10 protein-coding genes are annotated in these 13,364 nt (G+C 55.9%); 5 read left to right on the forward strand and 5 right to left on the reverse strand.

What is annotated here, in order from left to right; translation table 11 throughout:
- On the reverse strand, positions 1-1,706 hold a 1,706-nt coding region (locus VNS12_RS11620; protein WP_325488005.1), incomplete at its 3' end, for a hypothetical protein.
- A gap of 283 nt (positions 1,707-1,989) precedes the next feature.
- Between VNS12_RS11620 and VNS12_RS11625 the strand changes: the two genes are divergently transcribed.
- Complete coding sequence (locus VNS12_RS11625) at positions 1,990-2,574, forward strand: recombinase family protein (protein WP_414693114.1); 585 nt, start codon at positions 1,990-1,992, stop codon at positions 2,572-2,574.
- A 65-nt stretch (positions 2,575-2,639) separates the two neighbouring features.
- Here the strand turns inward: VNS12_RS11625 and VNS12_RS11630 are convergent, their stop codons facing one another.
- The 3 genes from VNS12_RS11630 to VNS12_RS11640 all read right to left on the reverse strand — a co-directional run bounded on the left by VNS12_RS11630 (position 2,640) and on the right by VNS12_RS11640 (position 4,450).
- Positions 2,640-2,996 (reverse strand): hypothetical protein, encoded by a 357-nt coding sequence (locus tag VNS12_RS11630; RefSeq protein ID WP_325488006.1) that lies wholly within the window; start codon positions 2,994-2,996, stop codon positions 2,640-2,642.
- Between the two features lie 315 nt (positions 2,997-3,311).
- A complete protein-coding gene (locus tag VNS12_RS11635; protein WP_325488007.1) occupies positions 3,312-4,085 on the reverse strand; it encodes a hypothetical protein in 774 nt (257 codons plus the stop codon).
- Positions 4,082-4,450 (reverse strand): hypothetical protein, encoded by a 369-nt coding sequence (locus tag VNS12_RS11640; RefSeq protein ID WP_325488008.1) that lies wholly within the window; start codon positions 4,448-4,450, stop codon positions 4,082-4,084. The genes VNS12_RS11635 and VNS12_RS11640 overlap by 4 nt, the downstream gene beginning before the upstream one ends.
- 168 nt (positions 4,451-4,618) lie before the next feature.
- Between VNS12_RS11640 and VNS12_RS11645 the strand changes: the two genes are divergently transcribed.
- From VNS12_RS11645 to VNS12_RS11660, 4 genes are all read left to right on the forward strand, one after another.
- Positions 4,619-5,188 (forward strand): recombinase family protein, encoded by a 570-nt coding sequence (locus VNS12_RS11645; RefSeq protein WP_325488009.1) that lies wholly within the window; start codon positions 4,619-4,621, stop codon positions 5,186-5,188.
- Between the two features lie 656 nt (positions 5,189-5,844).
- Entirely contained in the window at positions 5,845-7,578 is a 1,734-nt protein-coding gene (locus VNS12_RS11650; protein WP_325488010.1) for an Eco57I restriction-modification methylase domain-containing protein, read from the forward strand.
- Complete coding sequence (locus VNS12_RS11655) at positions 7,568-8,302, forward strand: PaeR7I family type II restriction endonuclease (RefSeq protein ID WP_325488011.1); 735 nt, start codon at positions 7,568-7,570, stop codon at positions 8,300-8,302. The genes VNS12_RS11650 and VNS12_RS11655 overlap by 11 nt, the downstream gene beginning before the upstream one ends.
- Positions 8,303-8,318: 16 nt before the next feature.
- A complete protein-coding gene (locus tag VNS12_RS11660; protein WP_325488012.1) occupies positions 8,319-11,297 on the forward strand; it encodes a TrlF family AAA-like ATPase in 2,979 nt (992 codons plus the stop codon).
- 36 nt (positions 11,298-11,333) lie between these two features.
- On the opposite strand, the gene VNS12_RS11665 is transcribed toward VNS12_RS11660, so the two are convergent.
- Entirely contained in the window at positions 11,334-13,328 is a 1,995-nt protein-coding gene (locus VNS12_RS11665) for a DUF262 domain-containing protein (protein ID WP_325488013.1), read from the reverse strand.
- Positions 13,329-13,364 lie beyond the last annotated feature (36 nt).

Here is a 13,364-nt window from a genome sequence, read left to right on the forward strand (position 1 = left end):
CCGTTACCTCCTTGGCCTCCGGCCCCGCCACCGGCCCTGATGGCGCCGTTATTGACAAGGGTGAGGCCGGCCTGTTCGACGAGCAGCGCCGTGCCGCCGGCGCCACTGTTCGGTTGACCACCGGCCCCCTGAATCTCGCCATTGACGGTGATATGCAGCGTGCCGCCGCGACCTGTGCCGGTGCGCAGGGCCGGCACGCCGGGCGCCGTTGAGCCGATAATCGTGCCGGCCGGCACGATCACCCGTTTGGGCCGGCTGGCCGCCCAGCGGCCATTGGCCGTGAAATCAGGCAGGGCGGCGAGGTTCACCGCCGTGGCGCTGGTCAGGGTGACCGGGAAGAGGGCGTCGCCCGAAAGCGATGCGGTCTTGCTGACATTGCCGCCATAATATTCCGCCGCGCCCGATACCGTGAGCGTGCCAGCAAGCGCGCCAGTAGCGGTGGCTTTTGCCCGCACTGTGACCGAACAGCTGTCATTCAACAAGAGCGAGGCGGCGGCGCAGCTATTGGCCGTGACCTCGAAATCCGAGGAGTTGATGGCCGGACTGTATAGCACGGCCTTGTCCTCGCCCATGTTGCGCACGGTGAAAGTTGTGGTGCCGCTATAGGCGGTGCCGCTCTCGCCATCGACCAGCATGTTCGAGGCGGCAGGCGGGGTGATCTCCAGATTGGCCGGGGTCCTATCGCGCGTGCGGAGGGTCCATGTCTTCTTCACCCCGCTGATCGAGACGGAAAAGCTCAAGGTGGTTTCGGGGGTAGAAGAAGAAGTGGCGCGCAGCGCCACATCATCGCCGGCGACGATCTGCGTCGGCGAGGGCGTGACGATGCCGTTGACCAGCAAGGCCGCATCGCCCTGAACCTCGATATTTTTGGTGCCCATGAAGCCGGCAAAGGAAATAGAATTCGAGGTATGGTGCGTGGCCAGGCCGGCATTGATGATTGGATCAAAATTCCCGGTTGCCTGCGCGGCCGTGCCGACTTCCTCCCAGCCCGTATCCATGCAGGCCTGCACAACGCCGAGCGAAAGACGCATGATGCCGATGGTCTCGACCGTACAGGCGGCATCGGCCAGATCCTCAAGCCGGGCCGAGGAGACGCGCGGCAGCAGGAACTGGCCGTAGGGCAGGACGCGCACAATATCATCGCTGCCGGCGGGGCGGATTACGCCGGGATGATCGTCATCGATATAATCGGCGCAGCTTGTCTGGAAGATCCGGTCGGGACCGGAACTGACCAGCGCGATGGCAATCCCCGAACTGGACGGACCGCCCCGGCGGCGATGGGCGCTTGCACCGCCGCAGGCGGCAACATTGTCCGAGACGGTTTTACTGCCATGGTCCCAGACGCAATAGCCGTAATCATTACCCCATGGATCGCGGCGGTTGACGCCGACCGTATCGGGCAGGACGCCGCCGCCGGTCGGGGCCGCGCCCACCGGCGCCGGCTTCCATGGCGGCGGCTCGATGATGCCATCGCCATCGCAATCGGCATCGGCATCGGGCAGGGATAATGTATGTTCGGATAAGAGCGCGCCCGCCGCGATCAGATCGTTGGTCACGCGTGTATTCTGGGTGACCGCATGCATCGAGCGTACCGGCCCCTTCACCAGCGTGCTGATCGTTGTTCCCAATACCGCCACGAGGGCGACGGCCCCGAAAAGCGCAAAAAACAAATTCCCCGATTGCCGGTCCCGAATATGCCTGCCCATACCATCCCGTTTGCCTGCAAGCCGGAGAAGGGAAAATAAAGCCGGCTGCATGCTTATGTATTAGTGATTTATAATATTGGTAAAGTCTTCCCTCTTACATGTATAATTATCCCACAATATTGATCTAACAATCAACAAAACTATACGTATATGAGAAATATTATTCAATATAACGCGCACAACGGACATACCTATGCGCGCTCTCCTACCTTTTCCATGAGGGGCAAAAGGGAACCCTTTTCCTTTTTATTCTTAATATCAGCGGCTTAACCGGGCGATGGCCATGAATGTCCCCGACGAAGCGAACATCCAGATCGGCTATGCCCGTGTTTCCACTGACGGGCAAAATCTCGACCTTCAGGAAAGAGCCCTGATTGAGGCCGGCTGCACCATCATCTATTCCGATAAGGCATCGGGTGTGCTCAACGGGCGGCAGGGACTGGACCGCGCTATCGGCAGATGCAGGAGCGGCGACGTGCTGGTGGTCTGGAAACTCGACCGGCTGGGCCGCAGCCTGATCGACCTGATGGGCCTTGTTGAGCAATTGCGCGTCAAGGACATCGGCCTGCGCGTTCTCACCGGACAGGGTGCGATGATCGACACGACGCGGCCCGAAGGGCGGATGATCTTCGCCATCTTTGCGACCCTAGCCGAGTTTGAGCGCGAGTTGATCCGCGAGCGCACTAGGGCGGGCATGGAAGCGGCGAAGCGCCGGGGCGTTCATTGCGGTCGCCCGTCAAAACTAACCCGCGACTTGCTGGAGCATGCGCGGCGCAGCGTCAGAAATGGTGAGCGCATCGTAATTATCGCGCAGCGACTGGGCGTTCATGAAACCACCCTGCGCAAGACGCTGAAAACACGCTCGTAATAGCCATTCTTCCAAAAAGACGGGCCGCCGAAGCGGCCCGCCAATCACATATTTTGCGGACTCAGCTACCGGTCGGTAACGGCCAGCCTCTCACGGTAGAGGGAACGCCAATCCTGCTCTCCGACCAGTCCGCCAATGAGGTAGCAGACGGGATGGCCGATGGCGCACAGGAACGCGCCAAAGCGGTTGCGGCGGGCCGTATCGCCGTGAAGGAACGCGATATGATCGGCCCGCGCCCGTGCAAGCGTGCGCCAGAAGGCGGTAGCCCTGCGCGAGCGCCGCATGGAGCGCACCACCGGCAGCGCCCAGGCGTGATAGCCGCGCATATGCTGCTCGCTCAGGTGCTTTTCGACATGGCGCGCGCCAAGCAGATAATCGTCCCTGTCAAACAAGCCCTGCCGCACCAGTTCGGTGCAGATCACTTTGCGACCTGTGTTGGCTTTTGGGGGAGATGAGCGACGCTGTTTTCTTGTATTAGCTTTTGGGGGAGATAAGCGATGCTGCTTTTGCCGTTCCAACTCTTTTTCGGCTCTGACCTGCTCATTGACCCATGCATTGCCGCTCGTTCCATAGGCCCGGGCGTTTTGGAGGTCGCGCAAATAATTCCCCATAGGTCCTAGATCGTCCTTCTCGCTCATGGTCTTCTCCTTTGCTGTAGCAGTGGGCGGACAGGTAAACAGGAATCAGAGACAAGGCCGGGGAATGGATGATCCCCCGGCCGGATAGAAGCGGGCGGCTTAGGCTGGAACGCCCGGTGCGGGCATAGCCGATGCGGTGGCGGTCGGCCGCATATCGTCGGAAATATCGAACAGGTTCGATGCCGGTGCAGACGCATCCGGGGCCGGTTCTTGCTCGTTGGCCAGTTCGAGAATTTGGGCGCGGACGGCGTCGGGCATGGCGGTAGTCAGTTCATCGCGCAATGCATCGAATTCCTCGTGGGTCATATCGCCCGCATCAAGGCGCTCGCGCGCCTCGTCAAGCTGCGCCTGATAATCAAGAAGCTCCTGGCGCTCCTGTCGCAAGAACAATTCCTCATTGAAAACCCGCTCATAGGTCTCCCAGCTAGGACGCTCATTACCGATCAGTTCGGGATCAATATCATCGGCACCAAGCTCGATTCCGTGCTCGTCAAAGACACGAACGCCGTCTTCCGACTTGAACACGTGGCGGCCATCAGGCAGCACATATGCCTGCATCAGCAGTTCCTCTTTTTGCTGCATGATGAGGGCGAGGGCTGTTTCGTTGGCATAGAGCGCCTCAAACGTGGCTGCATCATACCGGTCAATCTCAAGACGGAACGCACCGATCTCTGCACTGGACACCATCACGGCCGCCATATCGAGCAGGTCCGACCCGTTATCCTCGGCCTCGGCCTCGGCCTTGGCCTTGTCCTCGCGCTCGCGGCGCTTGCGGTCGTCGCGTTGCATTTGCTGGAAACGATGGAAGACGGACGCCTGGCTGCGTCCGCCAAATTCCCTGCTCAAGCTACCGGCTAGAATGGAGTGGGTCATTCGCCGCACTCCTGTTTCAGCATTGCGCCTAATACGGTCGATGGACCGTGTTCACTGTGTTGCTGGAAGGCATCTTCGATAGTCAGGGTGACGCCAGGATTGTTGAAAAACCAGTCGTAAATACATTCCATACCGGTTTCCGTTCGCTCACCCGCCTCAAGCGTATCTTTGCGGAACCGGGAATAGGCGAAGCCTTCAACCATTCCAGAAATATAAACGATAAATTCTCTGTCCGGCATTTCCCGAAGAATATCACCAGCCGTTACGCCTGCGGCATACGAAGGGCTGGCACCGACAATTACCGCCAGCATAAAGGTCGAAATTCTTGCTTTAATATTTCGGGTGATGCGCTTGATATTGCTCACAACCGTCCCATTTTGTTTATATTTGTATAAACACTTCCATTTCTGTTAAGATATTATAGAAATTGAGGTTTCCGGCCAGGTCGCGGGGGTGCCGCACGGGCCGGATCGGCGGAAGCATAAAGGGGACCATTGTGTGACACCCAAAAACCCATCAACATATTGATTTATATGAAAAATATTGCATACATCCGTGTTTCCACCCCAGAGCAGCGCCATGACCGCCAGATTGACGGGTTAAAGGCCCTTTGCGACGAGCTGCATATCGAGACGATTTCGGCGGCAGCGGGCAAGCGGCCCGTTTACGACGAGGTGCTCAAAAAGCTCAAAACAGGGGATATGCTGGTGGTCTGGGATTTGGACCGCGCCTTCCGTTCGGTGGTCGATGCGCTGACCGAGGCGGAAAAGCTCCGCCAGCGCGGCGTGCATTTCCAGATCGCCAATCTCCATATCGACACGTCCACGCCCGCCGGCATTTTTGTCTACACCATGCTTTCGGCGCTGGCAGAGTTCGAGCGGCGCACCCTCTCGCAACGAACCAAGGAGGGCCTTGAGGCCGCCCGAAAGCGCGGCGCACGGATCGGCAGGCCGCCGGTGATGAGTCTATCGGATATCGGCAGAGCAAGACGGATGATCGAGGTGGAAGGGCTCACGCCAACCGGCGCTGCTAAAAGGCTGGGCGTGCATCGGTGGACCTTGATCCGTTCGCTCAAACGCACCGAAACGCCCCTGTTGAATTGATGCCTGACGGGCGGCAGCACCCTGTAGTACAATTCCACAGAACCGGCCATCTCCACGGTTCGCAAGATGTGTTTTGTAGTACAAAACCATCTTGGCAAGGGGGCAGCTAGCGCCCCCCGTTGCATCCCCCAGCCCTGGCTCTTTCAGGGTATCGAACCCGTTCCAGAGCCAATAGACCGTATCGTCGGTCAATCACTCGCGGGAGAGTTCGCTCTCCCTGCACCCATCGCTCAAAGGGCCGTCGAGCCCTTGTGAAATCCTGACCAACCGTCCGCCGATTGGATGTCGCCAGCGCGTCGGCGCTGAACCCGATCAGGGGGCTATCGCGCCGCCCTGAACCCACTCGCAGGGCATGGAGAATTGCCTCTCCACCTGCACCGTACCATGCACAATCGACCGCTCGATTGATCCCCGATCAGGGGAGCTACCCCCGATACTCCCCATGACCGTTTCGTGGACACCAGGAAGGAAGTTTTGCGCTACCCCTCGCCTTGGAGCTATCCCATCGGCCAAAGGCGCTTTGCCCTTAGAGCCGCAAATAAGCAGCACGGATTGGAGAGGTGCTGGACATAACATGTGAGTCCACCCCCATACGTTGTGGGCGGGGGGTTCTTTGAGCTTGCTTGATTGCCGCTTAAGATTCTATTTTTGTTCTCATGGATTCTTTTGCCCTAGCCATCGCCGACCGGCAGCCGTCCCTTTTCGAAACTTCGCCGATCAGCGAGGCTGTGCAGGCCCTTGCCAATGCGGGCATCGAGGAACGGGGAGCAATCTTCACGCGCCGCGAGGTCGTGGACTTCATCCTCGATCTGGCGGGCTACACCCCGGATCGCCCACTACACCGCATGAAGCTGCTGGAGCCGTCCTTTGGGAACGGCGACTTCCTACTGCCGGCTATCGAGCGTTTATTGTCGGCATGGACTCTGGCCGACCGTCCCGATCCAATCGCAAACCTTAGCCATGCCATACGCGGCGTTGAGTTGCACGACGCTACCTACCGCACCACGAAGGAACGTATCGAATCCCTGTTGGTGTCGGCAGGGATTCCGAATGAGACGGCGTCCGCGCTCACCGATATGTGGCTGCTACACGCGGATTTCCTGCTGGCCGACCTTCCCGATGGCTTCGATGTAGTCGTCGGCAACCCGCCTTACGTGCGGCAGGAGCTCATTCCCGATGTACTGATGGCGGAGTATCGCTTTCGCTACCGCACCATTTATGACCGTGCCGACATCTATGTGCCTTTCATCGAACGGTCCCTGACCATGCTCAAGCAGGATGGTGCACTCGGCTTTATCTGCGCGGATCGCTGGATGAAAAACCGTTACGGCGCGCCGCTCCGCGAGCTGGTTGCGTCGCGCTTTCATCTTGCGGTCTATGTGGACATGGTGGACACGCCCGCTTTTCACTCGGATGTAATCGCCTATCCCGCCATCACGATCATTCGACGCGAAGAAGCGGGACCGACGCGCATCGCCCGCCGTCCTGCCATCGAAGCAGATACGTTGTCCGTCCTCGCCCGCGCATTGAACGCGCCCTTGGTTCCGTCCGCTGCTCCGTCCGTGCGAGAGGTTCATAGAGTCATGGACGGACGGGAGCCTTGGATACTGGATGCTCCCGACCAACTCGCACTTGTGCGGCGTTTCGAGCGCGGGCTGCCGACCCTGGAAGAAGCAGGTTGCAAGGTCGGGATCGGCGTTGCTACAGGGGCTGATAAAGCATTCATCGCGCCGTTCGACACCCTTGATGTTGAACCCGACCGCAAGCTGCCGCTCGTAATGACCCGCGACATCATGCAGGGCGTGGTCGATTGGCGGGGATACGGCGTCGTAAATCCGTTTTCAGACGATGGCGGTCTTGTGGATTTGGACAAGTATCCCCGGCTGCGGCGGTATCTCGAAGAGCACAAAGAGCAGATCGCGGGGCGACATGTGGCCCGGAAAGCACCGGCCAACTGGTATCGCACGATTGATCGTATCTATCCCGCGATTGCAGGTAAAAAAAAGCTGCTTATCCCCGACATCAAGGGCGAAGCCCATATCGTTTACGAGGACGGGCAGCTCTACCCTCACCACAACCTTTATTACATCACGTCGGAGACATGGGATATTCGCGCACTTCAGGCCGTGCTCTTGTCCGGCATTGCGCGGTTGTTCATTGCGACCTACTCGACAAAAATGCGCGGCGGGTATTTGCGTTTTCAGGCTCAGTATTTGCGCCGCATCCGCATTCCGCATTGGCGCGACGTTCCGGTGGCAATCCGGCACGAACTGATCGGCGCGGCGGAGCGTGGCGACATTGAAGCCTGCAATCGCGCTGCGATGCATCTTTATGACATTGACGAGTCCGAACGGACAGCCTGGGGGGGCATATCGGGCCATGGCACTTGATTTAGTAGATTATGAACGCAAGGCGCGCGAGGCGACTATGGCGTTCTGGGGCAATCGGGAAAGAGCGAGGCAAAAGCAGATAGAAGCCGGCAAGGCCGATCAGGGAGAGCGGGCGGGCGTCACCGCCGGTAAGAACATGGACGGCTTTCTGGCGTTGCTGATCGATATCATCGAGGCCAATGGTTTGCGTCATGCGCAAATCCACCAGAAGCGTGCTGTACTGACCCTGCCGGGATATTTCAGACCGACCAAGCTGTGGGATGTTCTGGTCATCAATGAAGGCAAACTGGTCGCTGCCATCGAACTGAAAAGCCAGGTCGGGCCTTCCTTCGGGAACAATTTTAATAACCGCACAGAAGAGGCTATCGGCACCGCCCACGATCTGTGGACCGCCTACCGCGAGGAAGCATTCGGCAAACAATCGCGGCCCTTCGTCGGCTGGAGGATGATGGTCGAGGATGCGCCGGAATCGCGGCGTCCGGTGACTGACCGCTCTCCGCATTTTCCGGTATTCAAGGAATTTCAAAAAGCATCATACCTCAATCGCTATGATATTCTTTGCCAGCGATTGGTGCAGGAACAGCTTTATACCAACGCAGCTCTTCTAGCTTCGCCGCGCTCTGCTGCGTCAACTGGCGAATTTACCGAGATGTCAGACATGACAAGTCTGAAAACCTTTATCACATCCTTCGCTGGACATATCGCCGCCGAAGCTGCACGGTAGTCGAGGGGCGTTGGGGTTGACGGATTCTAACCATAAGATCGGATCGATTTGGAAGCGGTGGGATTTGCATTTGCATGCCCCCGGCACCAAGCTGTCCGACAGTTACGGCGGTGTATCGGAAGAAACGCTCAAGCGGTACGTTGACGCGCTTGAGGCATCGGATGTTCAAGCGTTCGGCATTACCGACTATTTTTCTTTCGACGGCTACTTTGCCGTACTGGATGCCTATGGGAGTCATTACCCTGACGGCAAGAAATTCTTCGTTCCCAATATAGAATTTCGTCTGACGGAGACTGTGAGTTCTGACGGGCGTAATGTACACACCCATGTCCTCATCGATCCGGCAGTAGCGACACGGGAGAAATTAGCCACTCTTTTGAGTGACCTCTATACCCATAAAACGAGGGGTGATGCGCGGTTGCGCTGCCGTGAGCTTGGGTCCAGAGATGACTACGAGCAAGCTACAGTTAGCATCAGCGAGCTGAGAACAGCTCTCAAGCAGGTTTTCCCCGACGAAACTGCCTACATCATTGTCACGGCGGCCAGTAACGATGGGCTTCGTGGCGTTGATAGCAAATCGCCCCGAAGCATGTCGATTTCTGACGAACTCGACAAGGCAAGCCATGCGTTCTTCGGAGCTGCGAAGAACACCGATCATTTCTTGAAATCCGACCGCTACGAAGACCGCTCCGAGAGCCAGAAGAAGCCGGTATATTGCGGATCGGATGCACACTCATTCGACGATCTTTCCCGTTTGTCCGGGGACGAGGCGGGCTTCGAGCCGACTTGGATTAAAGCTGACTTGACATTTCGCGGGCTACGTCAAACGCTTTTCGAACCGAAGGGGCGCGTTCATATCGGCGAGCGTCCAACGGTTTTGAAGCGGCTCGATCAGGACGCGACCCGCTTCATCGCCGGTCTCAAAGTCAATCAGGTGTCCGGCTATCGCGGCAACAACGGATCGTGGTTCAAGAACGTCGATATTCCGTTCAACCCCGAGCTTACCGCGATCATTGGTAACAAGGGCAGCGGCAAGAGCGCGATTGCCGACATAATCGGGCTTTTGGGCGAGTCCCGTCAGTTCGATCATTTCTCATTTTTGACCGATGACGCCAGGAACAGGAAATTCAGGCAGAAGGGCTACGCGGAGAACTTTGTCGGTGAGCTGATCTGGGCGAGCGGAGCAACACCGACAAAGAAGCTGGATGCGGATGTCGATACGCTCAAGCCCGAGTCTGTAAAATATCTGCCGCAGAACTACTTCGAGAGCCTTACCAACGAGATTGAGGTCAAGGCATTCCGCCGAAAAATAGAAGAGGTCGTCTTCTCCCATGTCGATGAGTCCGACCGGATGGGGAAGTCCACCTTTGCAGAGCTGGAAGAACTGAAGACCAGCCAGAGTAAGAGCGACATTAGCGCGCTGAAGGTCAGGCTTCGCGAGCTGAACATCGAAATTGTCGAACTGGAAAAGCAGGCTGACCCAGCGACAAAGACGCGCCTCACCGAAGAGCTGAACCAGAAACGCGAGGAATACCGCGTTCTTGAAGAATCGAAGCCCAAGGAAGAGCCGAAGCCCCAGGAGGAAACTCCCGAACAGCAGGCTGTAACCCGACAGATCGAAGAAACGAGACAGGTACAGTCAGATATCGAAGAACGGGGCAAAGCCGCAGTAGAGCGCCTTTCAGCGCTCAAAATGGATATTGTCGATGTTGCTGCGTTGGGGGAAAGCGTGGCCGCGATTGACGCGCAGGTCAAGGAAAGCAAAGAGGAACTTCGGGCTTCATGTACGAAGTTTGGCTTCGACATCGACGCCATTGTTTCACATCGCGTTGATACGCGGCCAATCGACGCTAGAATCACGGCGCTCAAGACCGAGGTAAAAGTGCTGGAGCTTGCGGGCGAGAAACCTGTCTCCGACGAAACCGATTTGGCGGCGCTATCAAGCGTGCCGGATCTTCGCGCCGCTTACCAATTTCTGGCCGACAAGCTGAAAACGCTGCAAGAGACGCTATCTGCACCGCAACGTAGATATCAGCGGTACGTGCAGGCCCTAACCGACGTTCAGTCGAAAATGACCGCAGTTATGGGTGACGAAGAAAGTCCGAAGCCCGGCACTATCAAGGATATCGAGCGGCGTATTCGCTACATTGACGAGGGACTACGAACCCGGCTGAATGCACGATATGAGGACCGTAACCAAATTTCCCGGTCTATATTCGAGGCAAAAACAAAGGTCCGCTCCTTCTATGAAACCCTCAAGACCAGTGTTGAAGAGCGGTTGGCCGAGATAAATTCCGATGCGTTCATGGTGACGATTGATGCGTCTTTCGTTCCATCTCATGATTTTCAGGACAGCTTCTTTGACCTTGTGAACCAAGCGGCAAGCGGGCCATTTCGCGGTACGGCGCAGGGCCAGTCCGAACTTGATGCACGCATGGCGGATGTGGACTGGAATGATGTTGAGAGCATCCTTGCCTTTGCAAAAGGCATTGTTTCCTCGGTCTTCGAGGAAGATGTCAGCAAGCAGGTAAAAGACGTAAAGCGTCTATATGATCTTTTGTTCTCGTTTGAATATTTCGATGCTCGATACGAGCTTCGCCTTGGTGGAAAAAACCTGAACCAGCTATCACCCGGCGAAAAGGGCTTGCTGCTGCTGGTTTTCTATCTGCATCTCGATATGGAGAAAACGCCGCTGATTATCGACCAACCGGAAGATAATCTCGACAACGATAGCATATTCTCCGTTCTGGCGAGTTGCATCCGTGTAGCCAAGAAAACACGGCAGGTGATTTTGGTCACGCATAATCCCAACCTTGCCGTTGGAGCGGACGCGGAGCAGGTACTTTACGTGACCTTGGATAAGGCGGCGGACTACAAATTCACTTATGAATCCGGGTCCATCGAGAATCCGCGCATAAACGATGCCATCGTGAAGATTCTCGAAGGCTCGAAGCCCGCCTTTGTACAGCGCCGCCTTGCCTATCAGATTAAGTAAGTCATGAGGTTCGATCGTACCGGTTTTATTCCGAGCTCACTTTGTGCCGGGATATGGCCACATGCCTTGCGCAAACTCGAACAGTTTTTTGCCGCGCGCCTCGATTTGGGCTTCGTCCCAAATTTCTTCTTTTGTGATTTCGCGATTCATCACCAGCAATGAATGATCTCCAAGGGCCGCACGCTTGTCTTTATAAGGCCCATTACTGACGCTGCTGTTCAAGGGTTTAGTCAGAACGGTCAGATTGCCAAATGTATTTAGAAGCCTGCGGCGTCGCACAATTTGGCCTACGCGCGTGTCGTTCTCTTCACTAGCGAACATCGCTTGGAAGGTCTCATCACTGGTCGGACGCTCACCATTGGGAAGCGGCCAATGCTCTTCCCATCCTGATGGCAGGACGTGTTCCACTGATAGATCGGCACTGAGCTGATCCGTTTCATGGAACTTCTGTCTCTTTACGCGCTCTATGGCTTCCAGCACGGCCCGGACACGGAGGGGGGTCAATCGACGTCCGTACATAGGAGCAGAAAGCCAGGCGCTTTCAAATTCCGAATCAGTAGGAAGACGCGCACTTTCAGATTCCTGAGCCGTGAGGAACTTAGCCAAATTGTCTCGCGAGAAACCCTTGGCTTCCAAATAACGCAAAACAGATAGGAAGAATTTATTATAATTTTTTGTTGTAAGTCCGCAGATTGCGCGGCGAACAATAAACGTTAGAAGAATCGAAAGGCAACCGTTCTTCTCCTCATCGTCCATCTCTCCAGTTGCCCATAGCCGAAGAACGAGAGGGTATACCGTTGTCACATCCCAAGGATGAAGCAGCTTTGCAAATTGTCCGAGCGGGTCATTTCCATCGCGTTCCAGAAGTCGCCGATAAATCTCTCCGTAAGCTCCCAGGTCTCGAAGTTCAGCCTCGACGGTAGGGTACTCTTTTTGCGGTTTGCCAGCCTGGATTTTGATGAAGGCCTTATACTCGCTGAATAGCTTGGAGAGGGTCACTTCTCCTGCAACTTTTCCAGCGATAAAATTGGCAAGGAAGAATTCAATACGTGCCTTTTTATATCGACCCTGCTTTTCCATGAAGCTCCAGAAGGGGTCTTCAAAAGCCTTCCAATATTTCTCGAACAACTTCTCTGCATGTTCGCGTCTTGCGTCTGCACGGTGGAAAATGTTGTTTCGCACAAGATCAGCCGCCAGTAGAGGTTCCCCACGCTCATTAAGCGTTTCGAAAATCACCTGTGCGTCATCGCCTTCTTCCAGCGTGATTTCGACGACCCTGAATTCTTCGATGAGAGCTTCCCAAAGAGCATCAAGCCGCAGCTCCATAGCTGCACGGTCTTGATCTTTTCCATCCACTGCTTCCTTGTTCTCGATTTCGGCGTCGTTTTCACCCTCTAATTCGATGGTTTCGGCGAAATCATCTTCCAGATCGTCACTTTCAACAGCATGCTTGATCCTGTCAAAAAAATAACCATAGGCTCCAAGAAGATTTGGAACGGTGCTGTAGTCGTATATTTTGTCACGTCCCTTGTAAAAGTGTGCGCGATATTTTTTCCGTAGCTCGGTACGACCGATAGTAACGATATCCTGAAATAACTGGCGGTCAAATTTTGTCGGCCAAACTTTAAACCGCTCGATCTCCGGCTCTTCCATGAGATGTTCTTTTTCGTTGAAAAGGTAGCCTTCGATGAGCCCTACAGTGTCCTCAAAACCTGCTTGCTGTGCGTAGTCCCGTGCCGCCGCAAGGTACATTTGGAACGTAGTCAACCGTTGCTGGCCGTCAACAACTTGAAATGAGGTCACTTGCCGCGAAGAAATCGCGCCACGAGCCTCCAGGACGACAGCACCCATAAAATGGGAGAAACGCCGTTCACGACCATTCAGTCGTTCAATGGCCTTCGTCCGAACATCATTCCAGAACGGTTCCCATTGCTTGTCTCGCTGCCATACATAGTGGCGCTGATATATTGGAACACAAAATCGTTGCCGGTTTTCCAGAAGCTGGCGAACAGTGACGGGACCTGCCTTCAAAGTATTCCCTTTCTGTAATTTTCGATCAGGATACCT

The sequence above is a fragment of the Pelagibacterium sp. genome (assembly GCF_035555455.1).
Classification (GTDB): Bacteria; Pseudomonadota; Alphaproteobacteria; order Rhizobiales; family Devosiaceae; genus Pelagibacterium.